The 26,555-nt window shown below is 64.8% G+C and carries 22 protein-coding genes and 1 pseudogene; 11 read left to right on the forward strand and 12 right to left on the reverse strand.

The features are described 5' to 3' along the window. Positions 1-147 precede the first annotated feature (147 nt). The 5 genes and pseudogenes from F6X59_RS13060 to F6X59_RS28965 all read left to right on the forward strand — a co-directional run bounded on the left by F6X59_RS13060 (position 148) and on the right by F6X59_RS28965 (position 5,906). Positions 148-2,292, forward strand: coding sequence for a DUF1631 domain-containing protein (locus tag F6X59_RS13060; protein WP_152956586.1), 2,145 nt, complete (start codon positions 148-150; stop codon positions 2,290-2,292). A gap of 89 nt (positions 2,293-2,381) precedes the next feature. Continuing rightward, the gene (gene ampD, locus F6X59_RS13065; RefSeq protein ID WP_152956587.1) at positions 2,382-2,954 is read left to right on the forward strand and encodes a 1,6-anhydro-N-acetylmuramyl-L-alanine amidase AmpD; all 573 of its coding nucleotides are present in this window, start codon (positions 2,382-2,384) and stop codon (positions 2,952-2,954) included. Continuing rightward, a complete protein-coding gene (gene ampE / locus F6X59_RS13070) occupies positions 2,951-3,781 on the forward strand; it encodes a regulatory signaling modulator protein AmpE (RefSeq protein WP_152956588.1) in 831 nt (276 codons plus the stop codon). The genes ampD and ampE overlap by 4 nt, the downstream gene beginning before the upstream one ends. Before the next feature lie 1,063 nt (positions 3,782-4,844). Further along, positions 4,845-5,048, forward strand: a pseudogene (locus tag F6X59_RS28960) (HAMP domain-containing protein); the annotation flags it as partial. A gap of 153 nt (positions 5,049-5,201) precedes the next feature. Then, positions 5,202-5,906: a methyl-accepting chemotaxis protein gene (locus F6X59_RS28965; RefSeq protein WP_372240378.1), complete on the forward strand. Its 705-nt coding sequence runs from the start codon at positions 5,202-5,204 to the stop codon at positions 5,904-5,906. A gap of 8 nt (positions 5,907-5,914) precedes the next feature. On the opposite strand, the gene F6X59_RS13080 is transcribed toward F6X59_RS28965, so the two are convergent. After that, positions 5,915-6,691: a TatD family hydrolase gene (locus tag F6X59_RS13080; RefSeq protein WP_152956590.1), complete on the reverse strand. Its 777-nt coding sequence runs from the start codon at positions 6,689-6,691 to the stop codon at positions 5,915-5,917. Positions 6,692-6,693: 2 nt separating this feature from the next. Beyond that, positions 6,694-7,689 (reverse strand): catabolite repressor/activator, encoded by a 996-nt coding sequence (gene cra, locus F6X59_RS13085; RefSeq protein WP_372240374.1) that lies wholly within the window; start codon positions 7,687-7,689, stop codon positions 6,694-6,696. A 297-nt stretch (positions 7,690-7,986) separates the two neighbouring features. Here cra and ptsP point away from each other — a divergent pair, with 297 nt between their 5' ends. From ptsP to F6X59_RS13100, 3 genes are read left to right on the forward strand one after another with little or no spacing between them, the layout of a single operon-like run. Then, the gene (ptsP, locus tag F6X59_RS13090) at positions 7,987-10,839 is read left to right on the forward strand and encodes a phosphoenolpyruvate--protein phosphotransferase (protein ID WP_152956591.1); all 2,853 of its coding nucleotides are present in this window, start codon (positions 7,987-7,989) and stop codon (positions 10,837-10,839) included. Further along, on the forward strand, positions 10,839-11,786 hold the full coding sequence (pfkB, locus tag F6X59_RS13095) for a 1-phosphofructokinase (protein WP_152956592.1): 948 nt from the start codon (positions 10,839-10,841) through the stop codon (positions 11,784-11,786). The genes ptsP and pfkB overlap by 1 nt, the downstream gene beginning before the upstream one ends. Further along, entirely contained in the window at positions 11,783-13,513 is a 1,731-nt protein-coding gene (locus tag F6X59_RS13100; protein ID WP_152956593.1) for a PTS fructose-like transporter subunit IIB, read from the forward strand. The genes pfkB and F6X59_RS13100 overlap by 4 nt, the downstream gene beginning before the upstream one ends. 104 nt (positions 13,514-13,617) lie before the next feature. Here F6X59_RS13100 and F6X59_RS13105 read toward each other — a convergent pair whose 3' ends face one another. Next, a complete protein-coding gene (locus tag F6X59_RS13105; RefSeq protein WP_152956613.1) occupies positions 13,618-13,839 on the reverse strand; it encodes a DUF3820 family protein in 222 nt (73 codons plus the stop codon). Positions 13,840-14,040: 201 nt separating this feature from the next. On the opposite strand from F6X59_RS13105, the gene F6X59_RS13110 reads away from it, so the two are divergent. Beyond that, a complete protein-coding gene (locus F6X59_RS13110; RefSeq protein WP_152956594.1) occupies positions 14,041-14,517 on the forward strand; it encodes a PA2169 family four-helix-bundle protein in 477 nt (158 codons plus the stop codon). Here the strand turns inward: F6X59_RS13110 and F6X59_RS13115 are convergent. From F6X59_RS13115 to F6X59_RS13145, 7 genes are all read right to left on the reverse strand, one after another. After that, positions 14,514-16,010, reverse strand: a complete 1,497-nt coding sequence (locus F6X59_RS13115; RefSeq protein WP_152956595.1) for a GGDEF domain-containing protein — start codon at positions 16,008-16,010, stop codon at positions 14,514-14,516. The genes F6X59_RS13110 and F6X59_RS13115 overlap by 4 nt on opposite strands. 155 nt (positions 16,011-16,165) lie before the next feature. Next, positions 16,166-17,497: an OprD family porin gene (locus tag F6X59_RS13120; protein WP_372240375.1), complete on the reverse strand. Its 1,332-nt coding sequence runs from the start codon at positions 17,495-17,497 to the stop codon at positions 16,166-16,168. 204 nt (positions 17,498-17,701) lie between these two features. After that, positions 17,702-17,923 carry a hypothetical protein gene (locus F6X59_RS13125; protein ID WP_060512429.1) on the reverse strand — a complete coding sequence of 74 codons (222 nt, stop codon included), beginning with the start codon at positions 17,921-17,923 and terminating at the stop codon, positions 17,702-17,704. A gap of 131 nt (positions 17,924-18,054) precedes the next feature. Next, entirely contained in the window at positions 18,055-19,467 is a 1,413-nt protein-coding gene (locus tag F6X59_RS13130) for a heavy metal sensor histidine kinase (protein WP_152956596.1), read from the reverse strand. Then, a complete protein-coding gene (locus F6X59_RS13135) occupies positions 19,442-20,116 on the reverse strand; it encodes a heavy metal response regulator transcription factor (protein WP_099814267.1) in 675 nt (224 codons plus the stop codon). The genes F6X59_RS13130 and F6X59_RS13135 overlap by 26 nt, the downstream gene beginning before the upstream one ends. Before the next feature lie 9 nt (positions 20,117-20,125). Continuing rightward, on the reverse strand, positions 20,126-23,218 hold the full coding sequence (locus tag F6X59_RS13140) for a multidrug efflux RND transporter permease subunit (protein WP_152956597.1): 3,093 nt from the start codon (positions 23,216-23,218) through the stop codon (positions 20,126-20,128). Beyond that, a complete protein-coding gene (locus tag F6X59_RS13145) occupies positions 23,215-24,378 on the reverse strand; it encodes an efflux RND transporter periplasmic adaptor subunit (RefSeq protein WP_152956598.1) in 1,164 nt (387 codons plus the stop codon). Before F6X59_RS13145 ends, F6X59_RS13140 begins: the two co-directional genes overlap by 4 nt. Positions 24,379-24,978: 600 nt before the next feature. Here F6X59_RS13145 and F6X59_RS13150 point away from each other — a divergent pair. Together F6X59_RS13150 and F6X59_RS13155 are read left to right on the forward strand one after the other, a co-directional pair. Further along, positions 24,979-25,236: a hypothetical protein gene (locus tag F6X59_RS13150; protein ID WP_152956599.1), complete on the forward strand. Its 258-nt coding sequence runs from the start codon at positions 24,979-24,981 to the stop codon at positions 25,234-25,236. Beyond that, positions 25,226-25,477, forward strand: coding sequence for a DUF3077 domain-containing protein (locus F6X59_RS13155; protein ID WP_152956600.1), 252 nt, complete (start codon positions 25,226-25,228; stop codon positions 25,475-25,477). Before F6X59_RS13150 ends, F6X59_RS13155 begins: the two co-directional genes overlap by 11 nt. Before the next feature lie 33 nt (positions 25,478-25,510). Here F6X59_RS13155 and F6X59_RS13160 read toward each other — a convergent pair whose 3' ends face one another. Both F6X59_RS13160 and F6X59_RS13165 read right to left on the reverse strand, forming a co-directional pair. Next, positions 25,511-26,245, reverse strand: a complete 735-nt coding sequence (locus F6X59_RS13160) for a YkgJ family cysteine cluster protein (RefSeq protein ID WP_372240376.1) — start codon at positions 26,243-26,245, stop codon at positions 25,511-25,513. Next, a complete protein-coding gene (locus tag F6X59_RS13165; RefSeq protein WP_152956602.1) occupies positions 26,242-26,553 on the reverse strand; it encodes a hypothetical protein in 312 nt (103 codons plus the stop codon). Before F6X59_RS13165 ends, F6X59_RS13160 begins: the two co-directional genes overlap by 4 nt. Positions 26,554-26,555: the final 2 nt, after the last annotated feature.

A 26,555-nucleotide genomic window follows, 5' to 3' on the forward strand; every position in this document is an offset into this window, starting at 1 on the left:
TTTTGCCTGAAAGCGCGGTCACTCGTCAGCCAGTGAAGAGTGCTGGCAGCTGTCGGCATTTTTACCGATAATGGCGCCCAACATTTGGCGTCATAGCTTTGACGATTACTCGCCGTATCGAATACGTCACCCAGCAAGGAGTCCGGGATGCATAAAGAAGGCAAGGTGGTGCCCTTGGCGGCCGCCATCGATCGGGGCGCACGTACGCCTTTGCCTTGCCTTCCGGTGTTGCTCCTGCAGGTCCGTGACAAGGCCGCCCTGCAATTGCGTCAGGGCCTGCAGGCGCTGTTCGACAATGCCGACGATACGCTGTTCGAAATGGCCGACCGGGCGGCTGACCGCTTCGATCAGAACCTGTACTTCGAGGCCATGCGCGACCTGCGCCTGAAGCGAAAGCACATCGAGCGCGGCTTTCTCGACATCTTCTACGACACCTTCGCCCGCATCGGCCAGTTCGACCCGCTGGGCCAGATGGGGGCGAAAAACAAAGGGCAAATGGAGCGTACCGCCGCCGTCGACGGCATGGTCGCCCGGGTGCTGTCGCGCGATGGCGTCGCCCTTGAGCAATTGGGCCTGCGCTTGCAATGCCTGCTCGCGCGCAGCTTCGACGAACAGCAGAACCCGTTCGGGCCGGCTGCGCTGTGTGGTTACTTCCTCGATGCCGGGCGCAACCTCGGCGTGGGCCTGCGGGTCAAGCTGATCCTGCTGAAACTGTTCGAGCGCTATGTGCTGCGTGACATCGACGTGCTGTATGTTGATGCCAACCAGTTGCTGGCCGCTGCGGGGGTGCTGCCCGAACTTCAACCCGCGCCTAGGCGGCGTGCCGAGGACCGCCGCCTGAGTGCGCGACGCGTGTCGGCCAACCTCGAGTCCGATGCCATGGGCGCAGGCAGTGCCGGGCATGCCTTCATGCGCTCGCTGGAAGGCCTGCTGGCGCCATGCAGGGGCCGTGTCGCACCGCGCCTGCATGCCGCTGCCGCCGCCCAGCCGATCAGCACTGCCGACCTGCTGCGCCTGCTTTCGCACCTGCAGCACTACGTGCCGGCCACGATCGACGATGATGACTTCGACCTGGACCAGCAGCTTGAACAGCTGCTGCTGCGGGTCAGCGTGCGCAGTGGAACGCGCCGGCGCATCGCCTGCGCCGACGAGGACATGATCAACCTGGTCGGCCTGCTGTTCGCCTGCATCGCCGCCGACGACAACCTGCCGCTGAGCCTGCGCGCACTGATCGTTCGCCTGCACATTCCGCTGCTCAAGGTGGCGCTGCTGGACAAAAGCCTGTTCAGCCGTGCCAGCCACCCGGCCCGGCGCCTGCTCAACGAGATCGCCGCTGCCGCGATCGGCTGGGAAACCGGCAGCGAAGGCCTGCGCGACAGCCTGCACCTGCGCGTGGAGCGCATCGTCCAGCGCCTGCTCAATGATTTCACCGAAGACACCACGCTGTTCGCCGAGCTGCTGGAGGATTTTCTCGCCTTCAGCCTGGACGAGCGCCGGCGCAACGAGCTGCTGGAGCAGCGCACGCGTGATGCCGAAGAAGGGCGCGCCCGTGCGCTGCAGGCCCGGCAACAGGTGCAGCAGGCGCTCAATCAGCGTCTACGTGGGCGCACCTTGCCGCAGGCGGTGGTGCACTTGCTCGTGCGGGCCTGGAGCCAGGTGCTGCTGATGGCCTGGCTCAAGCAGGGCGAGGCATCCCCAGCCTGGCAGCAGGCACTGGCGACCATGGATGCCTTGCTCTCCAGCATTGCCCCGCATCAACAACCGCAGGTGTTGCTGCAACAGGTGCCAGGCTTGCTCAAGGCCCTGCGTGAGGGCCTGGCCAGCGTGGCGCTGGACTCGGCGGCCACCCGCGAGTTCTTCCAGCAGCTGGAGCAGCTGCACTTGCGCGCGTGTGCGGGGGCCGAACAGCCAGCTGGCAGCGGTGAATTGGCTGAAGTGCTGGTGGCCGACGATATCGTGCTGGCCATTGCCGACGAGTCCGCCTGCGTGCCGCTGCTTCAACTCGATGAGCAAGCGGCAGAGCTGCGCCTGGTGCAGCGCCTGCGGATCGGTAGCTGGGTGGAAATGCTCGATGACGACGAGCCACTGCGCTGCAAGCTGGTGGCGCGCATCGACAGCAGCGATCGGCTGGTCTTCGCCAACCGCACCGGGATGAAGGTGCGCGAATGGAACACGGTCGGCCTGGCGCAGGCCCTGCGCCGAGGCGAGGCGCGGTTGCTGGATGATGGCCTGCTGTTCGAGCGGGCACTGGAAACCGTGCTTGAAGGCCTGCGCCAGCAACAGGTGCGTTGAGCCACCGGCATTACAATCATTCACATGCACTGCGGCCCGCGCGCAGGGCATACTGCAGCTCTGTACCGGTGCTTTTCAGGATCTGCCCCATGCAATTGGACCGTGCCACTGGCTGGTTCCACGGAAACGGAATCACCCACTGCCTTTCGCCGAACTTCAACGCCCGCCCGCAGGGTGAAGCGATTTCCCTGCTGGTGATCCACAACATCAGCCTGCCGCCGGCCTGCTTCGGCAGCGGCAAGGTGCAGCAGTTCTTCCAGAACCGCCTGGACCCGAACGAACACCCTTACTTTGCCAGCATCAGCCACCTGACTGTCTCGGCGCACCTGTTCGTCGAGCGTGACGGTGCGGTGACCCAGTTCGTGTCGCTGCTCGACCGTGCCTGGCATGCCGGCGTGTCGAGTTTCGACGGGCGTGAAGGCTGCAACGACTTTTCCATCGGCATCGAACTGGAAGGTACCGACGATCTGCCCTATACCGATGCCCAGTACGCCGTGCTGAAGCAACTGACCCGGCAGATCCAGGCCGCCTGGCCGCTGATCGACCTTGAGCGCATCCAGGGCCACAGCGACATTGCCCCGGTGCGCAAGACCGACCCCGGCCCGGCGTTCGACTGGGCGCGTTACCGCAAGGCGGTGCAGGACAACGAGGACAACGCATGAGTTTTCTGGTGCTGTTACTGGCGCTGTGGGTAGAGAAGTTTTCTGCGCTGCGCCATCAGGTACAACGGGACGGTTTCTTCCTGGGCGAGCTGGTGCGCCTGGAACGCAGCGGTAAAGTGCACCCCTGGTGGACGCTGGCGATCCTGGTCCTGGCACCGGTGGCGGTACTGGTGCTGTTGCTGCACGTGCTGGACCCGGTGGCCTACGGTTTGCTGGCCTTGCCGGTGCACTTGCTGGTGTTGATCTACAGCTTGGGGCGCGGCGATGCCAAGGGTTCCCTCGGGCCATTTCGCGATGCCTGGCGGCGCGGCGACGACCAGGCTGCATTGCATGTGGCCGAACGCGACCTGGGCCTGGCGGCCGACGAGCCACACAGCCTGCTGGTACGGGTGCAGGGTTACTTGTTGTGGCAAGCCTACCAGAGCTTCTTCGCGGTGATCTTCTGGTACTTCCTGCTTGGCCCAGGCGCGGCGCTGGCCTACCGCCTGCTGGCGCTGACGGGCGAGCATAGCCGCCAGCCTGCGCTCAAGGCCCGTGCCGAACAGCTGCGGCATATCATGGACTGGCTGCCGGTGCGCATGCTCGCCCTGAGCTTCGCGCTGGTCGGCAATTTCGTTGCGGTGATGCGGGTGATGCTGCACGAGCTGCTCAACTGGCACATCAGCGCCGGGCACCTGGTGGCCAGGGTCGGGCGCATTGCCGATGACATTCCCGAAGAAGAAGACCCACAACGCGGGCTCGGGCGGCTGGACAGCCTGTGGGAGCTGCTGCTGCGCTGTGCGGTGTTGTGGTATGCAGGGTTCGCCCTGTGGACAGTCCTGGTGTGAGTAGCTTGGCGGGCAGCGGTTAACCTTAAGTTACAAACCTCCGATTCGATCTGCGTTATACAAGTGGCCTAGTGCTATCTCTGCAGAACAACAAGAATCCATGGAGGTGCCCGTGAAGCGTCTGCTCTACCCGGCCATCGCATTGATGAATCGGCTGAGCTTCGGTCAGAAGTTCAGCCTCATCAGCGTCCTGTTCTTCCTGCCCATGCTGGCCACCAGCTTTTATCTGGTGCGCGATGCCTATCAGCAGTTCCATGCCACCCGCGCCGAGTTGCAGGGCATTGCTCCGCTGGCGGACAGCCTGGTCTTGCGCGCCGATCTTGAGGCGCTTGGCAACCTGTTGCAGATCAATGCCGTGCTCGGCCAGTCGGGCCAGGCCGGGGACGTGGAGGCGCGTATCGCTGCGTTGCAGGACAAGGTCCAGGCGCAGTTGCGCACCCTGCAAGGGGATGAAGCAGTACCCCAAGGCAAACTTGAGGAACTGGCCAGCGCATTTGCCAGTGCGCGCGCGGAATCGTCGTTGCAGAACAAGGCCGCATTGTTCGACAAGCTGCTGGCCCAGGCCCAGATACTCGGCAAGCAGGTGGTCAGCCAGTCCGGCCTGAGCCAGGACAGCCAGGCTTCGGTGCGGCAGTTGAGCGAACTGCTAGGGGTTGCCACGGCGCAGGTTACCCAGGCCCTGGGTGAGGGCCGGGCCATGGGCGCCGTGGCCCTGGGGCGAGGGTTCATCGACTCCTCGGGCAGTGCCCGTTTCGAAGACCTGCTGCAACGCCTCGATCGCCTGGGTGCCGATTATGCCCTGCGGTTGGACGATGCCCTGGCCACGGACCGGGCTGCCAAGGCCAGCCTCACGGGCGCGGCAGCGACCAGCCAGGCGACGCTCAGGCAGGCCGCGTCGTTGTTCGAGGAGCAGGTGGTGGTTGCCGAAACGCTCGATGCCCCTTGGCCGGCGTTCTATCAGCAGGTCAGCGACCTGATGGCGCAGACCTATCGCTTCAACGACGCCGTGCTTGCGCACCTGCAGGGGCAGTTGCAGGAGCGCCTGGCCGAGCAGCGCCTGCGCATGCTCGCCCTGGGCACGCTGCTGGCCAGTGTCTTCGTGCTGATCCTCTACCTGTACGGCGGCTTCTATGTCTCGACCCGGTCAACCTTGCGCCGGCTGGGCGGTGCCATGGCCAAAGTGGCCGCCGGTGACATGACAGTCAGCTTCCAGGCGCATAGCCGTGATGAACTGGGGGAACTGGGCCAGGGCTTCAGCGAAACCGTACGGCGTATTCGCAGCCTGATCGACCAGGTCGGGCACACTGTGGTAACCGTCGAAGAGCAGGCCGGGCAGGTGCTGGCGGTGTCGGCGCGGAGCAATCAGGCGGTCAGTGGCCAGCGTGAACAGATCGAACAGGTGGCCACGGCGATGAACCAGATGAGCGCCACCGCGCAGGAGGTGGCGCGCAGTGCCGCACTGGCGGCCAACGGCGCGCAGCAGGTCAACCTGGAAAGCGCCAACAGCCGTACCTTGGTGGCCAGCCAGCAACACAGCATCGGTCGCCTCGCCGAGGAAATCGACCAGACCGTACTGGCGATCAACCGGCTGGCCGATGACAGCCAGGCCATCGGCCAGGTGCTGGAGGTGATTCGCAGCATTGCCGAGCAGACCAATCTACTGGCGTTGAATGCGGCCATTGAAGCGGCGCGGGCCGGTGAGCAGGGACGAGGGTTTGCCGTGGTGGCCGATGAAGTGCGTACCCTGGCCCGGCGTACCCAGGATTCCACCGCACAGATTGCGCAGATGATCCAGCGCCTGCGCGACGGCGTGGAGCAGGCGGTGCGGGCGATGGGCAGCAGCCATCAGATGGCAGCGGGCACTGTCGATGAAGCGCGCCAGGTGCAGCAGGCGCTGGGCAATATCCTCGGGGCGGTGGGGGGCATCGTCGAGCAGAACCAGCAGATTGCCGCGGCGGTGGAGCAGCAGACGGCAGTGGCCCATGACATCGACCGTAACATCGTCGCGATCAACCGGGCGGCGCAGGATACCACCCAAGGCGCTCGCCAGACCGAGGATGCCAGCCGGGCGTTGTCGATGCAGGTGGTGGAGTTGAAGCGACTGATCGGGGCGTTCAGGGTCTAAGGCCGGTACTACCAGCCAAAAAGCTCACAGGCATTGCGGCTGCTGGCCTCAGCCAGTACCTCAGCCTCGATGCCCATCAGTTCGGCCAGCGCTTGGGCAATCTCCGGCAGGTGCTCCGGGCTGTTGCGCTCGCCGGCATACATCGCCGGGGCCATGTCTGGCGAATCGGTCTCCAGCACGATGCTTTCCAGCGGCAGGCGCGCCACGGTCTTGCGCAGGCGCAACGCCTGTGGCCAGGTCGCTGCACCGCCCAGGCCGAGCCGGAAGCCCAGCTTGATGTACTCGCGCGCCTCTTCGTAACTGCCGGCAAAGGCATGGATCACCCCCGCCCGCGCCGGCTTGTAGCGCTTGAGCGTGGCAATCACCTGGGCGTGGCTGCGGCGCACATGCAACAGGGCAGGCAGCGCGAAGTCGCAGGCCATCTGCAGCTGGGCTTCAAACAGCGCCTGTTGGCGTACTTTGTCCAGCGCTTCGAGGTAGTAGTCCAGGCCGAATTCGCCAACCGCGCACAGCCGAGGGTCGCCCTGCAGGCGCTCAAGCCATTCGCGCATTTGCGTCAGGTGTTCCGGCTGGTGCTGCTCCAGGTAGACCGGGTGCAGCCCCAGCGCCGCATGCACGCTGCCTTCGGCGCAGGCCAGGTCCCACACCCGCTGGAAATTCGCCTGGTACACCCCCAGCACCACCATGCGCTCCACCCCGCGGGCCGCCGCGTTGGCCAGCAGGCGCGGGCGGTCGGCGTCGAAGTCGGGGAAGTCCAGGTGGGTATGGGTGTCGATCAGGCGCATGCTCAGGCCGCGCTGATGCGTTGCTTGAAGGTCCGGCCAATGGCGTGCACACCGGGCTCGTAGCGCTTTTCCTCGATGGCGGCCAGGGCCAGTTCCAGCGCAGTGGCAGCGATCAGGCCGTGCTGCTGGGCCATGGCGTTGACCGGCAGTGGCAGGAAATCGAGCAGCTGGTTGTCACCGAAGGTACCCAGGTGCAGCTGGCGCGAATCGGCCGGGCGCGCCTGCAAGGTATCGAACACCCCTTGCAGCAGCACGTAGGAGGTGGTCACCAGGGCATCCGGCAGGCCGCCTTGTTCGTCGATCAGTTGCTGCATCAGGCGTTGCCCGCATTCACGGCTGAAGCCCTCGCCCTGGTAGCGGCGCACCACACCGGTAAAACCTTGCATGGCTTCGTCGAAACCACCGGCGCGGGCCTGGCTGACCGACAGCTCCGGGCGGGCACCGATCAGTGCGATGCTTTTCGGCGCGGTGGCCAGCAGGCTCTCGGCCAGCTGGCGGCTGGCGTCGCGGTCGTCGCTGATCACCGAACAGAAGTGTGCCGGGTCCAGGCGCCGGTCGATGGCGATCACCGGCAGGCCTTTGTCCTGCAGCTCACGGTAGCTGTCGTCTTCCGGCGGCAGGCAGCTGGCGACGAACAGGGCATCGCAACGGCGGGCACGGAACAGCTGTTGCAACTGGCGCTCACTGTCGGGCTGGTCGTCGCTGCTGGCAATCAGCAACTGGTAGCCACGGGCGCGGGCGCCTTGCTCCAGCTGCTTGGCGATGCGGGCATAGCTGGGGTTCTCCAGATCCGGGAGAATGAAGCCCAAGGTACGGGTGTGCCGGCTGCGCAGGCCGGCTGCTTGCGGGTTGGGGGTGAAGCCATGGGCTTCGACCACCGCGCGCACCCGCTCGACAGTGCTGTTGCTGATGCGCTGCTGTTCGGCCTTGCCATTGATGACATAACTGGCAGTGGTCACTGACACACCGGCCAGACGGGCGATATCGCTGAGTTTCACCGAATTTTCCTTGTTATTACCGGGACTGGCTACGGAACCAGGACCGGGTAGTTTGACCCGGGTTGGCCGCCACGCGCAGGCGACCATTGTCGCAATTGTCCGACAGGATGGGGCTTTTGCCTCGGAAGATTATCGAGTAACGTGGCCACTTGGTCAGATTAAACGTTTCAGCCATTAATTTTTCTGCCTCGACTGCCGGCCGTGCAAGGCTGTCGAACTGGCTGATTCTGTGAATATCACAACAATACCTCAGTACCCGGCATCAAAACCAAGCCGGGGCTGCAAAAGGAGAAGGTCATGCTCGAGCTCGCCAAAGAGCAGATAGCCATGGGCCAGACGGCCGCCGACAAGGCCGGGGCGTTGCGCCTGCTGGCGGATCAGCTGGTTACCGACGGCCTGGTTGCCGACGGTTATCTCGACGGCCTGATGGCGCGCGAAGCGCAAGGCTCGACGTTTCTTGGCCAGGGCATCGCCATCCCACATGGCACCCCGCAGACCCGCGAGCTGGTGTTCGCCACGGGCGTGCGCCTGCTGCAGTTCCCCGAAGGCGTGGACTGGGGTGATGGCCAGATCGTCTACCTGGCCATCGGTATCGCCGCCCGTTCCGATGAACACCTGCGCCTGCTCCAGCTGCTGACCCGCGCCCTCGGTGAAACCGACCTGGCCGAGGCATTGCGCCGGGCCAGCTCTGCCGAGGCGTTGCTCAAGTTGCTGCAAGGTGCGCCGCAGGAACTGGCGCTGGACGCGCAGCTGGTCGGCCTGAACCTGGCGGCTGAAGATTTCGACGAGCTGGCCTGGCGGGGTGCGCGTCTGTTGCAGCGCGCCGGTTGTGTCGACAGCGGCTTCGCTGCCGTGCTGCAACAGGCCGACCCCTTGCCACTGGGCGAGGGCCTGTGGTGGCTGCACAGCGAGCGTCAGGTGCGCCAACCGGGCCTTGCCTTCATTACCCCGCAGCAGCCCCTGCGTTATCGCGACCAGCCGCTCAATGGCCTGTTCTGCCTGGCCAGCCTTGGCGCGGCCCACCAGGCCCTGCTCGAACGCCTGTGCGAGGTGCTGATCGAAGGCCGTGGGCAAACGCTCTACCAGGCCACCAGCAGCCGCGCGGTACTCGAGGTGCTGGGCGGTGAGGCACCGGCTGACTGGCCCTGTGCGCGGATCGTGCTGGCCAACGCGCATGGGCTGCACGCCCGCCCGGCGAAGGTCCTGGCGCAACTGGCCAAGGGCTTCGAGGGCGAAATCCGTGTGCGTGTGCTCGACAGCGCGCAGCCGGCGGTGTCGATCAAGAGCCTGAGCAAGCTGCTCAGCCTGGGCGCCCGCCGTGGCCAGGAACTTGAGCTGAGCGCCGAACCGTCGATTGCCGGCGATGCCTTGCCCGTGCTGCTGGCAGCCATCGCGCAAGGCCTGGGCGAGGAAGTCGAGCCGCTGGTGCAAACCACCACAACATGCGTTGCCAACGCCGCTGCAACACTTCAGGCGCCTGCTGCGGGCAGCCGCATCCAGGGCGTCAGTGCATCCCCCGGTATTGCCAGCGGGCCGGCGCATGTCTGCGTCGAGCGCGACATCGACTACCCACTGCGCGGCGAGTCGCCCGCCCAGGAGCGTTTGAAGCTGCGCGACGCGCTGGCTGCCGTGAACGGCGAATTGCAGGCGCTGGTGCAGCGCAGCGACAAGTCGATCGGCGAGATTTTCGTCACCCACCAGGAAATGCTCGCGGACCCGGCCCTGAGCGATGAGGTCGACACCCGCCTGGCCCAAGGCGAAAGTGCGGCGGCGGCCTGGATGGCAGTGATCGAAGCCGCAGCTCGCCAGCAGGAAGCCCTGCACGATGCCCTGTTGGCCGAGCGCGCTGCCGACCTGCGCGACATTGGCCGCCGGGTGCTGGCCCAGTTGTGCGGCGTACAGGCCCAGGCCGAGCCTGAGCAACCCTATGTGCTGGTCATGGGCGAGGTTGGCCCTTCCGATGTCGCCCGCCTGGACCCGGCCCGCGTAGCCGGCATCGTCACGGCTTATGGGGGGGCCACCGCGCACAGCGCGATCGTCGCCCGCGCCCTGGGTATCCCGGCGGTAGTCGGTGCGGGCCCGGCGATCCTGCTGCTTGATTCCGGCACACCGCTGTTGCTCGACGGCCAGCGCGGTGTGGTCAGCATCGCACCGCCCGCCGACGAGCTGCAACGCGCCCTGGCCGAGCGCGACCAGCGCGAACAACGCTTGCAAGCCGCCTGGGCCAAGCGCCATGAGCCGGCGGTGACCCGCGATGGCCATGCCATCGAAGTGTGCGCCAACATCGGCGAGAGCAGCGGCATCGACAAGGTGGTGGAGCAGGGCGCCGAAGGCGTTGGCCTGCTGCGCACCGAGCTGATCTTCATGGCCCACTCGCAGGCACCCGACGTGGCCACCCAGGAAGCGGAGTACCGCCGTGTGCTCGACGGCCTCGGCGGCCGGCCGCTGGTGGTGCGCACCCTTGATGTGGGGGGCGACAAGCCATTGCCGTACTGGCCGATCGACGCCGAGGAAAACCCGTTCCTCGGTGTGCGCGGCGTGCGCCTGACACTGCAACGTCCGCAGATCATGGAAGACCAGTTGCGTGCTTTGCTGCGCGCCGCCGATCAGCGGCCTTTGCGTATCATGTTCCCCATGGTCGGGCAAATTCACGAATGGCGCGAAGCGCGTGCCATGGTCGAGCGCCTGCGCCTGGAAATCCCGGTCGCCGACCTGCAGGTCGGGATCATGGTCGAAGTGCCATCCGCCGCCTTGCTGGCGCCGCAGTTGGCCCGTGAAGTGGACTTCTTCAGTATCGGTACCAATGACCTGACCCAGTACACCCTGGCCATCGACCGTGGCCACCCGAGCCTTTCGGCCCAGGCCGACGGCCTGCACCCGGCGGTGCTGAGCCTGATCGACATGACCGTGCGCGCCGCCCACGCCGAGGGCAAGTGGGTGGGCGTGTGCGGTGAGCTGGCCGCCGACTCGCAGGCGGTGGCCGTGCTGCTGGGCCTGGATGTGGACGAGCTGAGTGTGGCCGCCCGCAGCATTGCCGAAGTCAAAGCCCTGGTGCGCCAGGCTGATCACCAAACGGCCCGCGCCCTGGCGCGCGAGGCCTTGCAACAGGACAGCGCTGCGGCGGTTCGCGCGCTGGTGGAGCGTTACTGATGGCCAAGATTCTCACCCTGACCCTGAACCCGGCGCTGGACATCACCGTCAGCCTCGACGCCTTGCGCCCAGGTCACGTCAACCGTGCCCACGCGCAGCAAAGCCACGCTGCGGGCAAAGGCCTGAACGTGGCCCAGGTGCTGGCCGACCTGGGCCACAGCGTCACTGTCGGGGGCTTTCTGGGCCGCGACAACCTGCAACCGTTCGAAGCACTGATTGCCCGCCGCAGGTTTGCCGACTGCTTTGTGCGGGTGGCGGGTGAAACCCGCAGCAACCTCAAGCTGGTCGAGGCCGATGGCCGGGTCACCGACATCAACGGCCTGGGGCCGGAAGTCGACGAAGCTGGCCGCACCGAGCTGCTGCGCCGCTTGCAGCAGGTGGCGCCCGGGCACGACGTGGTGGTGGTCGCGGGCAGCCTGCCGCGTGGCATCAGCCCCGAGTGGTTCCGCCAACTGCTCGAACAGTTGCAGGCACAAGGGCTCAAGGTGGCCCTCGACAGCAGCGGCGACGCATTGCGCGCTGGCCTTCAGACGGCCCCCTGGCTGGTCAAACCCAATACCGAAGAGCTGGGCGAAGTGCTGGGCCTGGCTGTGCAAAGCACCGCCGAGCAGCGTGCCGCTGCCGAGCAACTGCTGGCCAGCGGTGTCGAGCATGTGGTGGTGTCGGCGGGCGAGCAGGGGGTCAGCTGGTTCGCCGCTGGCCAGGCGCTGCAGGCGCGGCCGCCGCAGGTGCGGGTAGCCAGCACCGTGGGCGCGGGTGATTCGCTGGTCGCCGGCATGGTGCATGGCCTGTTGGCAGCGGAAAGCCCGCAGCAGACCTTGCGCCGCGCCACCGCCATCGCTGCGCAAGCCGTGACCCAGGTCGGCTTCGGCATCTGCGACCGCGAGCAGCTGGTGCGCCTGGAAGCCGCCGTGCAACTGACAGAACAACAAGAGGGTTGCCGATGAACATCGCCATAGTCACCGCCTGCCCCAATGGGCAGGTGTCCAGCGTGCTCAGTGCTCGCCTGCTGGCGGCTGCCGCCCAGCGCCGCGGCTGGAGCACCAGTGTCGAAGTGCAGGATGCCGAACATCCCGAACGCCAGCTGACGCCTGCGCAGATCGCCGAGGCCGATTGGGTGCTGGTGGTCAGCACCGGCCCGGTGAACCTCGCGCGCTTCGCCGGCAAGCGCTTGTACCAGAGCACCCCGGCGCAGGCCCTGGCCGACCGTGAGGGCTTCCTCGACGAGGCGGCGGGCAAGGCCGAAGTGCTGGCCGCCCAACCGATTAGCGCGGCGCCGTCAGCGGCTGTACGGATTGTTGCGGTGACCGCCTGCCCGACGGGCGTGGCGCATACCTTCATGGCTGCCGAAGCCTTGCAACAGGCGGCGCAGCAGCTGGATTACCAGCTCACCGTCGAGACCCAGGGCTCGGTCGGTGCGCGCAACCCGCTGTCGGCCCAGGCCATCGCCGATGCCGATGTGGTGCTGCTGGCTGCTGACATCGAGGTGCCGACGGCACGCTTTGCCGGCAAGCCCATCTACCGTTGCGGCACCGGTATCGCCCTCAAGCAGGCGCGTGCGACCCTGGAAAAAGCCCTGGCCGAGGCCAAGGTCGAGAGCAGCGCGGACGCAGCGTCGGCGGTTCCGGCCAAAGCTGAGAAAGCCGGCGTCTACAAGCACTTGCTGACCGGTGTTTCGTTCATGCTGCCGATGGTGGTGGCCGGTGGTTTGCTGATCGCCCTGTCGTTCGTCTTTGGCATCGAAGCCTACAAGCAGCCGGGCACCTTGCCGGCCGCGCTGATGCAGATCGGCGGCGAGGCGGCATTCAAGCTGATGGTGCCGCTGCTTGCCGGTTACATCGCCTGGTCCATCGCCGACCGCCCGGGCCTGGCGCCAGGCATGATCGGCGGCCTGCTGGCCAGCACCCTGGGCGCGGGCTTCATTGGTGGCATCGTCGCCGGCTTTCTCGCCGGTTACAGCGCCAAGGCCATTGCCCGCTGGGCACGCTTGCCGAGCAGCCTGGAGGCGCTCAAGCCGATCCTGATCATCCCGCTGCTGGCTAGCCTGTTCACCGGCCTGGTGATGATCTACGTGGTCGGCCAGCCGGTGGCGGCGATGCTCGAAGGGCTGACGCACTTCCTCGACAGCATGGGCACCACCAACGCCATCCTGCTCGGGTTGCTGCTGGGCGGGATGATGTGCGTGGACCTCGGCGGGCCGATCAACAAGGCCGCCTATGCCTTCTCGGTGGGGCTGCTGGCGTCTTCCAGCTATGCGCCGATGGCGGCGACCATGGCCGCCGGCATGGTGCCGCCGATCGGCCTGGGCATCGCCACCTTCCTCGCCCGGCGCAAGTTCGCCCAGAGCGAGCGCGAGGCGGGCAAGGCGGCGTTGGCGCTGGGGCTGTGTTTCATCTCCGAAGGGGCGATTCCGTTCGCGGCCAAGGACCCATTGCGGGTGATCCCGGCGAGCATTGCCGGTGGCGCCTTGACCGGCGCGCTGTCGATGTACTTCGGCTGCAAGCTGATGGCGCCGCATGGCGGGCTGTTCGTGTTGCTGATCCCCAATGCGATCAACCATGCATTGTTGTATCTGCTGGCGATTGTCGCGGGGAGCCTGGTGACTGCCGTGGTGTATGCAGTGATCAAGAAGAGCGAGCAGGTGGAGTTGGCTGTGGCGCCGGTGAAAGGTTAAAGCCTTGTGTTGGCATTGCCGGCCTCATCGCGGCTAAAGCCGCTCCTACAGGGATTTGCGTTTTACCCTGAGGTGCGGCTTTAGCCGCGATGGGTCATGACAGGCTAGCGCAAGTGCTTCTGCCGCAACGGCACCAGCAGATCCCCCAAGCCGTTATGGTCGATTTCATGCATCAACGCCAGCAACCCACCCAGCTCCCCCGCCGGAAACCCCTTGCGTGCGAACCAGGCCAGGTAGTCCCCCGGCAGGTCGGCAATGATCCGCCCTTGGTATTTGCCAAAGGGCATGGTGCGGGTAACCAGCAGTTCGAGCATTTCCGGTTTCATCGACGAAGCCTGGCAGTGAATGAGCGCCGACGATACTGCAATCTGCACGAGCACCCAAGCGGCAATCATGCATAACGCCGTTTCCACCTTCCCTTGGTAAATTGCTAACTGTCTGATTTATATAGTTTTATTTTTAAGGCTCAGCTTGGCATGAAGGCTGCTCCTGTAAAGGTGACTATCACCTGCCAAGGAGTTTGTGCCATGAGCAACCCCAACAAAGACGTGATCGACGTGCTCAACGACCTGGTCGAGTACAGCAAGGATGGCGAAAAGGGCTTCAAGGCCTCGGCCGATGATGTGAAGAACCCCGAGCTCAAGGCGTTCTTCGTTCAGCGTGCCGGTGAATGCGCCAGTGCCGCAGCCGAGCTGCAGAGCGAGGTGCGCCGCCTGGGCGGCGACCCGGAAACCTCCACCAGCATCAGCGGCGACCTGCACCGTGGCTGGGTCAATCTCAAGTCGCTGGTCACCGGCAAGGATGAGGAAGCAGTGCTCAATGAGGTCGAGCGCGGCGAAGACCATGCCCTCAAGGCCTACAAGGAAGCACGCGAGAAACTGGTCAAGCTGGGCCGCGCCGCCAGTGATCAGAGCTATGCGCTGGTGGAAAAGCAACTGCAGGGTGTACAGCGCAATCATGATCAGGTGAAGGCGCTGCGTAACGCTGCCCGCGCCCGCTCCTAATCGAGTGGCCCCTCTACCCGGTTACGGCCATTGGCCTTGGCCCGGTAGAGCGCTTCATCCGCGGCACCCAGCACCTGTGCCAGGTCCTGCTGGGTGCCCGGGGTGAAGACGCTGACACCAATGCTGACGGTAACCGAGCGCGCATCTTCGCCAAAGGGCGCCAGCCCCTCGACACGCGCTCGGATAGTTTCGGCCAGCAGCAGCGCGCCGCTCAGCCCGGTTTCCGGCAAGATCACCTGGAACTCCTCACCGCCGTAACGTGCCGCCAGGTCCGCAGGGCGGCGGATGCACAGTTGCAGTGTGTTGGCCACCTCGCGCAACGCGTGGTCGCCACCGGCGTGGCCGTGGCGTTGGTTGAAGGCCTTGAAATGATCGATATCCACCATCAGCACTGCCAACGGTTTGCGGTTGCGCTGGGCGCGTGACCATTCCTGTCGCAGCACTTGATCCAGCCGGCGACGATTGGCCAGGCCGGTCAGGCTGTCCGTGGCGGCAAGCGTCGCCAGGCCTTGTTCGGCCTCGTGGCGACGGCGCAATTCGCGCCCCAGCAGCAAAGTCAGCCAGAGAATGCCGATACACAACCCGCCTGTGGCGACGCTTACCAGAATTGCCGTACGCCGCCATGACTGGAACACCTCGTCCGCGGAGTGCACCACCAGCACGATCAGCGGCAGGTCGGCGACCCTGGCGAAGGTGTACATGCGCAGGGAATGGGTGCTGCCGGAACGGGCGGTGAAGCTGCCACTGTGCTCGCTGAGTATGCGCTTGAAATTGGGCCGTTCTCTGTAGTTCGCGCCAATCTCAGGGTCATGTGGGCGCGAAGGCTCGCGGGCGAGCAGCAGCCCGTCGGCATTGAACAGGTTGATGCTGCTCTCGTCGCCGATATCCAGGCGGCGGAACAGCTCGCTGAAATAGGACAGGCGCAGGGCGCCAGCTGCAAGGCCGGCAAATTCGCCCTGTGGCCCGTTGATACGGCGGCTGAAGCTGATGCACCAGCCCATGGCGCCCAAGTGATCCTTGAAGGGTGGCCCCACCAGCAGGCCAAGGTTCGGATCCTGCAGGTGCGCCTGGAACACCCGGGTATCGGCAAAGTTGGCCTTGCGCGGCACGGCGTTGTTGGAGTCACCGACCACGTCGCCTTGCTTGTCCAGCCACAGCACATCACCGCGCTTGCGGTCGACGAAGGCTTCATTGAACAGCAGGCGCTGGCGCAAGGGGCCGGCGATCTCTGGCAACTCCTTGCGGTTGACTGCCCAGATCAGGCCCTTCAACGACTGGTCGTAGAGTTCGACATTGCGCAGGATGTCGCTTTCGATCAACTGAACGATGTTGTTCGACGAGCGAATGGCCGACTGCTCGACGCTGTCGCGTTCGCGGGCCAACAGGTAACTGACGATCGTCACGATGGCGAGCACGGCAAGGCAACTGCCCAGGTTGAGGATCAGCTCGGGGTGCGACCTGTAGAGTGCGAAACGCGGTGATCGAGTGGGCATGCGCGCTACTGCTGAGGCAGGGCCATTTGCGGCGGGCGATATTCTAGGGAAGCGCGGATTGTCGGACAAGTTTTGTCCGACGGAAATCAGCAAGGGGCTGCTTTGCAGCCCATCGCCGGCAAAACGAGGGCGAAGCCCTCGCCAGCGGTCTCAGGTCAGAAGATGTTCAGTGGGTAATCGACGATCACCCGCAGTTCATCGTTGTCGCTGTTGTCGTCGATCGACGCATAGCCCTGGCTGCCACGGTGGGTGGCATAGCGCAGTTGCACCGCCAGATCCTTCAGGTCGCCTTCCTGGAACACATACTTCATGTCCAGGTCCCGCTCCCAGTGCATGGCGTTCTTGCCATCGGCGCGGTAGTAGTCGTAGTGGCTGGTGTCCTGGGTGGCCTTGGTCAGGTCCGCCTCACCGCGCGAGTACGACAGCGAGGTGCTCAGGCCCGGGATACCGATCCCGGCGAAGTTGTAGTCGTACTGCAGCTTCCACGAACGCTCGTTCGGGGCGTTGAAGTCCGAGTACATGCGCGAGTTGTCCAGGTACACGCTGTCGCCCAGGTTGATGTAGTCGAACGGCGTGTTGCCGTTGACTCGCTGGTAGGCGGCGGTGACGCTGTGGTAACCGGCGTTGACCGTGAAGTGCACGCTGTAGGTGTTGTTGTCGATCTTGCCCAGCAGCGCCTGGCCGGTGTCCTGGGTGTGATAGAAGTGCACGCCCGGGTTGAGGCTGACCAGGTCGTTGACCACGTAGGTGTAGTCGAAGTCAGCGTAGTACTGGTTCCACACGTCCTTCAGCTCGGCCGCGTACAGGTTGCTGGTGATGTTCTCGGTGCCGCTCCACGACGCGCCGGCCCAGTTCAGGTGCTTGCTGGTCTGGCCGTCCATGTCGCCGTAGTAGGTGTCGATACGACGGTGGCCGCTCTGGTTGTACGGGTGGGTGAAGCTGACCTGGCCGCCTTCGAGCAGCAAGCCGTCGACGCTGTGGTTGGTCAGGCTCACGCCGCGGAAGGTCTGCGGCAGCATGCGGCTTTCACCGCCGGCGATCACCGGGTTGGTGATGAACAGGTCACCGGCTTTCAACTCGGTGTCGAAGGCCTTGAGCTTGACCGCTGCACCGGCGGTGGAGAACGCGTGCGGGGCGGCGCCCAGCTCGCCATTGTCCTTGATGTGTTCGGGCAGGATGCTGGTGCCGGCATGGCCGCCACCGCCGTCGAGCTTCAGGCCCAGCATGGCATGGGCGTCGAGGCCGAAACCGACCACGCCCGGGGTGTAGCCGGATTCGAAACGGGCGACCGCGCCCTGGCCCCACTCGCGGGTGTCGCGGACGTCGGCGTTGTGGTTGTCGCGGTTGAAGTAGGCATTTCGCAAATGCAGGTTGAAGGACGAGCCTTCGATGAAGCCATCAGCCTTGTCTTCATCTGCCTGGGCGGCGAAGGGGATCGTTGCAGTCAACGCAATGAACAGCGGGGTAAAACGAAACGCGGAAGGCACCGGTACTAGCTCCTTTGGTCGGGCGGTGGGGCAGTTTTTATTTTTGAATGTGCGTCTTTTTATAGGTGTACGTTACGGCGGGGCTGATAGTTAGAGCACATAAAAAAAGCCGCTGATCGGCAGCGGCTTTAAAAGGCTAACATATCGGCACCCACGGTGCCCATGGCGTAGCCGAGGGAAAACGGGAGCGGGTGCGACGCACGATCAACTATCGGCATTGGCGTCGCTGGAAACTTTCGAAGCTGTCTGTTCTGCGTCTTTGCCGGCGTCAGCCTTGTGTGCCAGGGCTTCGCGGGAGTCTTGATGGACAGCGGCGAGTTCTGCAGTACGCGCTACGAAAGCCGGGGATTCTTCGGCCATGGCCAGGGGCGACAACAACAGGGACGACAGAACGAAAACGCTGGCAATACCCATACTGTTGGACATGTTTAAAACTACCTTCTTGCGGGGCAAGTGCTATGAGGACGGAGTTAAAGTTAGTCCGTTTAATGCCCCGGAAACAGCGCCTTTGGCGATAAGCACTGTTGCGCAAAAAGTAATGATCGCTGCTAAAGCAATTAGACTTTTGCTGGGAACCCCCGTCCTTGAGCGCTTGGCAGGAGGATGCCGAAGGTGTTGGCGCCAGCAGCGCTGCGCACGAAAACCTCCCCGCCATGCATCAACGCGATCGCCTTGACGATGGCCAGGCCCAACCCATGGTTGCCGCCGCCACTGTTGCTGCGCGCTGCATCCACGCGATAGAAGCGTTCGAACAACAGTGGCAGGTGCGCAGCGTCGATAGCCGGCCCCGGGTTGCTCACGGCGATGCAGACCTGTTCCGGCCCAGCCTCGATCTGCACCTCGATCACCCGGTTTGGCGCCGTATGCTGCACGGCATTGTTCAGCAGGTTGATCAACGCCCGGCGCAACTGGGCCTTCTCGATGGGCGCCTGGGCGTCGCCGCTGACGGTGACGCTGACCTGGGCGTCTTCGAGGATGTAGTCGAGGTAATCGAGGGTGGTGGCCACTTCCTCGGCCAGCGAGGCCTGGGTCAGGGCGGTGGCCTTGCTGCCCTGGTCGGCGCTGGCCAGGAACAGCATGTCGTTGATGATGCTGCGCAGGCGCTCCAGCTCTTCCAGGTTCGATTGCAGCACCTCGAAGTAATGCTCGGCGCTACGCCCGCGGGTGAGGGCGACCTGGGTCTGGCCGATCAGGTTGGTCAGTGGCGAGCGCAGTTCGTGGGCAACGTCGGCGTTGAAGGCTTCGAGCCGCGAATAGGCCTGGCTGACCCGGTCCAGGGCGGCATTGAAGGCACCGGCGAATTGCGCCAGTTCCGGTGCCAGGTTCTGCGTCTGCAGGCGGCCATCCAGGCGCGGCGGTGCCAGCGCCTGGGCCTCGACAGACAACGCCAGCAGTGGCCGCAGGCCAATGCGCGCCACCCAGTAACCCAGCACCGACGCCAGCAGTACCCCCAGCACCGCCAAGCCGACAATGGCCACCAGCAGGCTGTGCTGGGCCTGCCAGAAGGTTTCGGTGTCGATGCCGATCAGAAAGCGCAGCGGCGGGCGCTCGCCCAGGGCCGGCAGTTCGCTGACCAGCACCTTGTACGGGTAAAGGTGGTCGGGCAGGTGCAGGTCGCGCATGCCTGGCGGGCCCTCGGCGAAGGCGCGGACCAGCTCGCTGGGCTGGCCGTACTCGTAGGCCGGGTTGCTGCTGACCACCCAGAAGCGGATGCGCTTGTCTTCCTCGCTGAGCAGGTTGAGCTTGTTGTTGATCTTGGCCCAGTGCTCGGGTGTGCCGAAGCGGTTGAGGGTGGATTCGAGCACGCTGAAGCGCGCATCCAGTTCCGCCGCTGGCAACAGGTCGAGGCTGCGGTCGACCTGGCGGTACAGCGCCGAGCCGATCAGCAGGAACACCCCCAGCGCCACCAGGATGAACAGCGCCGACAGGCGCAGGGCGATGGAGTTAAGCGGCGCGGTTTTCCAGGACATAGCCCATGCCTCGGATGGTGTGCAGCAGCTTGTTGTCGAACGGCCCGTCGAGCTTGGCGCGCAGGCGCTTGATCGCCACTTCGACGACATTGGCGTCGCTGTCGAAGTTGATGTCCCAGACCAGCTCGGCGATGGCGGTCTTGGAGAGGATTTCGCCCTGGCGCCGGGCCAGCACGCTGAGCAGCGAGAATTCCTTGGCGGTCAGTTCCAGGCGCTGGCCGGCGCGGCTGGCCTTGCGCGCCATCAGGTCGATCCACAGGTCGCCGACCTGGATCTGCAACGGCTCATGGGTGCTGCTGCGGCGGGTCAGGGCCTGCAGCCGGGCGACCAGCTCGAGGAACGAGAACGGCTTGCCCAGGTAATCGTCGGCGCCTTCGCGCAGGCCGTGGATGCGGTCTTCGACGCGTTCACGGGCGGTGAGCATGATCACCGGCGTCTGCTTGCGCGCCCGCAGTGCGCGCAGTACGCCGTAGCCGTCCAGGCCCGGCAGCATCACATCGAGCACGATCACCGCGTAGTCGCCTTCCAGGGCCAGGTGCAAGCCGTCGATACCATCCCGTGCAAGGTCGACGGTAAAGCCCTGCTCGGTCAGGCCGCGATGCAGGTAGTCGGCGGTTTTTTCTTCGTCTTCGATGATCAGCACACGCATGGTCTTGTCCTAGCTGGCACTTTGCGCCGCCGCACGGGCAGCCTGGCGGCGGTGGAACAGGCGCTCCAGGGCCAAGTATATGACCGGGGTGGTGAACAGCGTCAGCGCCTGGCTCACCAGCAGCCCGCCGACCACCGCGATGCCCAGTGGCTGGCGCAGCTCGGCACCGGCGCCGAAGCCGAACATCAGCGGCACCGCGCCGAGCAGGGCGGCGAGGGTGGTCATGATGATCGGCCGGAAGCGCGTCAGGCACGCCTGGTGAATCGCTTGCTCGGGTGTCATGCCGTGGTGGCGCTGGGCTTCCAGGGCGAAGTCGATGAGCAGGATACCGTTCTTCTTGACGATACCGATCAGCAGCACCACGCCGATCAGGCCCATGATGCTGAAGTCCTGGCCCATCGCCCAGAGCAAGATCAACGCACCCAGGCCGGCCGACGGCAGGGTGGAAATAATTGTCAGCGGGTGGACGAAGCTCTCATAGAGCACGCCGAGAATGATGTACACCGCCACCAGCGCGGCGAGGATCAGCCAGGGCTGGCTCGACAGCGAACTCTGGAAAGCCTGGGCCGCACCTTGGAAGTTGCCACTGATCGAGTCGGGCATGCCCAGTTCGCGCTGGGTGCGTTCAAGGATTTTCACCGCATCGCCCAATGCCACGCCGGGGGCCAGGTTGAACGACAGGTTGGCCGCCGGGAACAGCCCGTCGTGGCTGATCGACAGCGGGCCGGTGCTGGGTGGCGCGACATGCGCCAGGGCCGACAGCGGCACCATCTCGTTGGTCAGCGGCGAGCGCAGGTAGAAGAAGTTCAGGCTCTCGGCCTTGCCGCGCTGCTTCGCATCCAGTTCAAGGATCACCTTGTACTGGTTGGTCTCGGTCTGGAATTCGCTGATCTGCCGCTGGCCAAAGGCATCGTACAGCGCCTGGTCGACATCGGTGGTGGTCAGGCCGAAGCGCGCTGCGGCCTGGCGGTCGATGTCGATGCGGGTGACGCTGGCGCCCAGTTGCAAGTCGTTGGACAGGTCGCGGAACACCGGGTCTTCCCGCAGCCGGTCGGTCAGGCGCTGGGTCCACAGGTTCAGCGCCACGCCGTCGTTGCTCTTGAGCACGTACTGGTACTGGGTGCGCGACGGGCCGGAGCTGAGGTTGATGTCTTGGCCGGCCCGCATGTACAGGACGATGCCCGGCACCTGGGCCAGTTTCGGCCGCAGCCGGTCGATCAGCTCGCTGGCCGACACGTCGCGATCACCCCGCGGCTTGAGGGCGATCCAGAAACGGCCGTTGGCGATGGTCTGGTTGCTGCCGGTGACCCCCACCGAATGCGAGTAGGCCTGCACCGCCGGGTCGTCGCCGATGATCTTCGCCAGCGCCAGGTGCTTCTCGACCATCGACGGGTACGACACGTCCGCCGCCGCCTCGGTGGTGCCGAGGATGAAACCGGTGTCCTGCAGCGGGAAGAAGCCCTTGGGGATGCCGACGTAACCGATTACCGCCAGGGCCAAGGTCACGCCGAACACGCCAAGGGTCAGGCGCTGGTGGGCGAGGGCACGGTTCAGGCCCTTTTCGTACCACTTCACCAGACGCTCGCCGAAGCCACCGTGCTGCTCGCCGGGTGGGCGGCGCATGAACAGTGCGCACAGGGTCGGCGCCAGGGTCAGCGACACCACTACCGAAATCAGAATGGTCGAGGTGGCGGTCAGGGCGAACTCCTTGAACAGCCGGCCGACCACACCGCCCATGAACAGCAGCGGGATGAACGCGGCGATCAGCGAGAAGCTGATCGACACCACGGTGAAGCCGATCTCGCCTGCGCCCTTGAGCGCTGCCGTGCGGCTGTCGTCGCCAGCCTCAAGGTGGCGGTGGATGTTCTCCACCACGACGATGGCGTCGTCCACCACGAAGCCCACCGAGATGACGATGGCCACCAGCGTGAGGTTGTTGAGGCTGAAGCCCAGTACATACATCAGTGCGCAACTGGCGATCAGCGACACGCCGAGCACGCTGGACACCACCATCGTTGCCGACCACTGGCGCAGGAACAGCGCCATCACCCCAATCACCAGGGCCACGGCGATCATCAGGGTCAGCTCCACCTCGTGCAAGGAGGCGCGGATGGTCTGGGTGCGGTCCTGCAGTACCGACACTTCGATCGACGCCGGGAGCATTTCCTGCAGCTTGGGCAGGGCCGCCAGCACCCGGTCGACGGTGTCGACGATATTCGCCCCGGGCTGGCGGAACACCACCAGGTTGAGCCCCGGCTGGTCGCCGGACCAGGCTTTGACGTAGGCATTCTCGGCGCCGTTGATGACCTTGGCCACGTCCTTGAGGTGCACTGGCGCGCCGTTACGGTACGAGACGATCAGCTGGGCGTAGTCCTCGGGGTGGAACAGCTGGTCGTTGGCGGCGATGGTCGAGACGCTGTGTTCGCCGTACAACGCGCCCTTGGCCAGGTTCAGGCTGGTCTGCTGGATGGCCTGGCGTACATCGGCCAGGGTCAGGCCGATGGCGGCGAGTTTTTCTGGCTGGGCCTGCACACGGATGGCCGGGCGTAGCTGGCCGGTGATGTTGATCAGGCCGACCCCTTCAATCTGGCTGAGTTGGCGTGCCAGCAGGGTTTCGGCGTAGTCGCTGAGGTCATTGCCGGGCATTTGCGCGGAGCTGACGGTGAGCACCAGTACCGGGCTGTCGGCCGGGTTGACCTTGCGCCAGGTCGGCGGGTTGGGCAGGTCCTGGGGCAGGCGCGCAGTGGCGGTGTTGATCGCCGCCTGGACTTCCTGGGCGGCGGTGTCGATGTTCTTGTCGAGGGTGAACTGCAGAATCAGCGTGGTCGAACCCAGCGCGCTGCTGCTGGTCATCTGGGTCATGCCGGGGATGGCACTGAACTGCACTTCCAGCGGCGTGGCCACCGACGATGCCATGGTTTCCGGGCTGGCACCGGGCAGCTGGGTGGTGACCTGGATGGTCGGGAAATCCGCTTCGGGCAGCGGTGCCACCGGCAGCCGCGGGAAGGCGATGGCGCCCAGCAGCATCAGGGCGAAGGTCAGCAGCAGGGTGGCGATCGGGTGGTCGATGCACCAGGCCGAGACACCGTTGCGGGTATTCATGGCTGGCTCCTGCGCTCAGCCATTTGCGCCGGCGGCGGGGCGTTCGGGGTGACCTCGACCCGCGAACCGGGCTTGAGCCGTGACTGGCCGTCGAGCACCAGGCGCTCGCCAGGCTTGACCCCGGCGATGATGTTCAGGCCGCTGTCCTGATAAAGCACCTTGACCGGCACGGCGGTGACCTTGTCACCGTCCAGGCGGTAGACAAAGTGCCCGTCGACGCCGCGCTGCACCACCGGCGGCGGCACCACCAGGGCGTTCTCCTCGACTGCGGTGCGCAAGCGGATGGTGACCAGTTGCCCCGGCCACAGGCGGCCGTCCTTGTTGTCGAATTCGGCTTTGACCCGCACCGTGCCGGTGTTGGCCGAGATCTGGTTGTCGATCAGTGCCAGGTGGCCTTCGCCGAGCAGGTTGCGTTCGCCGTCGGCATCCATGTAGGCCTGCACCAGCGCTGGAGTGGGCGCCTTGAGCAGGGCCTGCAGGGTTGGCAGCATCTGTTGCGGCAAGGCGAACTCGACGGCGATCGGGTCGATCTGGGTGACGCTGAACAGGCCTTGGGTATCGGTGGTCCGTACCAGGTTGCCGGGGTCGACATTGCGGATGCCGACGCGACCGGTCACGGGCGAGCGGATCTGCGTGTACGACAGCTGCACCTCGGCATTGGCGATGGCCGCCTGGTTGCCCTTGACGGTGGCCTGCAGCTGGTTGACCAGTGCCTGTTGCTGGTCGAGGGTCTGTTTGGACACGCCATCGTCGGTGCTGAGCAGGCGGTAGCGCTTGAGGTCGACGCCGGCCACCTGGATCTGCGCCTGGCTCTGGCCGAGCTGGGCGCGGGCCTGGTCGAGGCTGGCGCGGATCGCCCGGTCATCCAGGGTGGCGAGCAGGTCGCCTTCCTTCACCCATTGGCCCTCTTTGACCAGCACTTGGGTCAGCACGCCTTCGACCTGTGGCCGCACTTCGACGCTGTGCAGGGATAGCACCGAGCCGATGGCGCTGGCGAAGCGCGGCACATCCTGCTGGGCGACGCTGACCACTCGCACCGGGATCGCCGCTTGCGCACGCGGCGCGGTGGCCGGCTGGCGCTGGGCATACCAGACGCCTGCGGTCGCCAGGGCGAGCAGTGCCAACGCAGCGATAAGCATGGAACGGGAAGGACGTCGCATCGGCGCGGGCACCTTGGCCAAGGGGGGAACGGAGGTGTGTATTGGAGTTTATAGCGCTGTGACCGGGTCGGCAGCGTGACAGCTGGCTGACAGCGGTGACAGGTTGGGGGTGGGACCAGCTTCCAGTCCTGCGCTGTACTTGTGGGAGCCGCGCTTGCCGGCGATGGGCCGCAAAGCGACCCCACGATTTCAAGGTTGTTGCATAAATTGCCGGGGCCGCTTCGCGGCCCATCGCCGGCAAGCGCGGCTCCCACAGGAGAGCGGAGCGCGGCAAGCAGCTGTAGGAAAATTCCCAAACTGAAACCAAATGCTTCAAGAGCCTGGGGTGACGAATTATCCTACGCGCTCTGTCGGATGGCGTCTGATAGTCGGGGAACTGCTTCAGCGATAACTTCACGGTTCGCCAAAAACGGCGAGCGGCCGTGAGAAAGCTGCAGTAACTTTCCTAATCAAGCCAACTGCTATGGCAGCCGTGCGCGTGAGACTTCGGTCTAGCCGCGGTGATTGGGACGCGGTTTTCTCACCTCGCGTACGGCTGCCACCCTATCTGTGAGAAAGAGAAGGTGGTCGCTATTCAGCGTTTCCAATCGAGATCCAATCATGAAAAAGATAGTTCCCGATCCACCACCCTCTTTCCCCCTCCCTTACATCAAAATAATCGCCGACCTAACCTTCGAAGACGCCAAACCCCACGCTGCCGCCCTGATGGACAGCCTCTCCAGCACCATCCAGGTCTTGCTCGAAACCGAGGTCGAAGACCACCGCAAGGTCCTGCTGGAAAACATGAGCATCCTCACTGAACTGCTCCGTGTTCTGTTCGCCCATTTGGCCATGCAGGAGGTTACCCATGAGCAATGAACTGAAGTCACGCAGCACAGCCGGCAAAGAAACCTTCCTCGACCTTTACGCCATCCAGCCGGGTATCCCGCTCGATCACGCGTTTGATGAGCTGTCAGTCTTGCTCGGTTGTATCCGCCATTTGAGCGAAGAGGCAGAGATGGAAGGCAACCTGATCGCAGGTAGTGCGGCGCGGATTCTCAGTGCTATGGCCAAGGCACTGATCAATGATATGGAGATGGGTCTGAATCGCAGCGCCTGATCGATGGTGGGGCCGCTTTGCGGCCCTGCTTAGCTAAAAACCGATGAAGGCATAGTAGACCGGCGCTTCAGCAGTGGTCCGCAACCCCCGAGCCTGCAAGTCATTCACCAGCTCAGGCTGCTCTACGTGCAGCGTCCACTCGACCCCTGTCCCTGACAAAGCCTGTGCCAGCGCCCCAGCAAAGGCCACCATTTCTGGCAAATAGGCAGTAAACCCATTGCCCTTGAGCGCACTGGTGGTCATCCCCAGCGCCTCGCAAATGGCCACCTTGGCCGCAATATCATCACGATCCGCCTGCCGCGAAGCCTGCACCAGCGCCAGCAGCGCCGGGTCCACCGGCAGCGAACCATGAATCAGCTCGGGCCCTTGCTCCCAAGCCTCGGGCGGGCAGTCCTTGTTCTCTGGCCGCAGCGGAATATGCGGGTTGATCTCCACCGGGTAGATGCGACAGACCAGCGGTCGGCTTTCATAGATGGTGCACAGGTCGTTGTCATCGAGGTTGCGGCAGCGCCCCGGGTTGAACGCGGCAAAGGTCACCGAAACGCGCACTTCGCTGCCCCCGCAAGGCACCGGATACGAACGACGCAGCACATGCTCACGCTGGTCCGCCGGCATGCCCGGCCCATCGGTGACGAAACCCTCGATCAAGACGATCACCTGGCCGCCTGCTGCAGCCCACTGGCGTGCCTCGTCCAGGGTCAATGGCACATGGTGGCCGGTGCAGCACTTGCCACAGCCGGTACAGGCAAAACGCAGGCTGTCGTTCACTTGGCGTCCGGGTTCCATTCGCTGATGTAGGCCTGCTGCTGCCGGCGGTCGTACAGGCACAGCTCGGTGCCGTTGCGTTGCTGCATGTGCTTCTGTGGATAAACCCCTTCGATCAGCAGGGCGCTGAAGCCGACCTGATCATCGAATTCCGCCGGTTTGCCACGGGCGTGGGCATCCTTGAACTGGCTGGCCTGCAGGCAGGCCTTGAGCATCTGCTGGCGCTGCTCGTTCCAGGCCTGGCTGCTGGAGGCCTGGGCGACACCGCTGAACAGGGCGCAGGCAATCAGGAGAGAGCTGAAATACTTCATAC

This window comes from Pseudomonas sp. MN1F (genome assembly GCF_009391885.1).
Taxonomy (GTDB): Bacteria; Pseudomonadota; Gammaproteobacteria; order Pseudomonadales; family Pseudomonadaceae; genus Aquipseudomonas.

Coding starts and splice junctions, on each gene's coding strand:
- F6X59_RS13125 (WP_060512429.1), bottom strand. CDS start 17,923: ATGTCCAACAGTATGGGTATTGCCAGCGTTTTCGTTCTGTCGTCCCTG.
- F6X59_RS13080 (WP_152956590.1), bottom strand. CDS start 6,691: ATGCGCCTGATCGACACCCATACCCACCTGGACTTCCCCGACTTCGAC.
- ampE (WP_152956588.1), top strand. CDS start 2,951: ATGAGTTTTCTGGTGCTGTTACTGGCGCTGTGGGTAGAGAAGTTTTCT.
- ampD (WP_152956587.1), top strand. CDS start 2,382: ATGCAATTGGACCGTGCCACTGGCTGGTTCCACGGAAACGGAATCACC.
- F6X59_RS13155 (WP_152956600.1), top strand. CDS start 25,226: ATGAGCAATGAACTGAAGTCACGCAGCACAGCCGGCAAAGAAACCTTC.
- F6X59_RS13145 (WP_152956598.1), bottom strand. CDS start 24,378: ATGCGACGTCCTTCCCGTTCCATGCTTATCGCTGCGTTGGCACTGCTC.
- F6X59_RS13140 (WP_152956597.1), bottom strand. CDS start 23,218: ATGAATACCCGCAACGGTGTCTCGGCCTGGTGCATCGACCACCCGATC.
- pfkB (WP_152956592.1), top strand. CDS start 10,839: ATGGCCAAGATTCTCACCCTGACCCTGAACCCGGCGCTGGACATCACC.
- F6X59_RS13165 (WP_152956602.1), bottom strand. CDS start 26,553: ATGAAGTATTTCAGCTCTCTCCTGATTGCCTGCGCCCTGTTCAGCGGT.
- F6X59_RS13060 (WP_152956586.1), top strand. CDS start 148: ATGCATAAAGAAGGCAAGGTGGTGCCCTTGGCGGCCGCCATCGATCGG.
- F6X59_RS13130 (WP_152956596.1), bottom strand. CDS start 19,467: ATGTCCTGGAAAACCGCGCCGCTTAACTCCATCGCCCTGCGCCTGTCG.
- F6X59_RS13110 (WP_152956594.1), top strand. CDS start 14,041: ATGAGCAACCCCAACAAAGACGTGATCGACGTGCTCAACGACCTGGTC.
- F6X59_RS13135 (WP_099814267.1), bottom strand. CDS start 20,116: ATGCGTGTGCTGATCATCGAAGACGAAGAAAAAACCGCCGACTACCTG.
- ptsP (WP_152956591.1), top strand. CDS start 7,987: ATGCTCGAGCTCGCCAAAGAGCAGATAGCCATGGGCCAGACGGCCGCC.
- F6X59_RS13105 (WP_152956613.1), bottom strand. CDS start 13,839: ATGAAACCGGAAATGCTCGAACTGCTGGTTACCCGCACCATGCCCTTT.
- F6X59_RS28965 (WP_372240378.1), top strand. CDS start 5,202: ATGAGCGCCACCGCGCAGGAGGTGGCGCGCAGTGCCGCACTGGCGGCC.
- F6X59_RS13115 (WP_152956595.1), bottom strand. CDS start 16,010: ATGCCCACTCGATCACCGCGTTTCGCACTCTACAGGTCGCACCCCGAG.
- F6X59_RS13150 (WP_152956599.1), top strand. CDS start 24,979: ATGAAAAAGATAGTTCCCGATCCACCACCCTCTTTCCCCCTCCCTTAC.
- F6X59_RS13100 (WP_152956593.1), top strand. CDS start 11,783: ATGAACATCGCCATAGTCACCGCCTGCCCCAATGGGCAGGTGTCCAGC.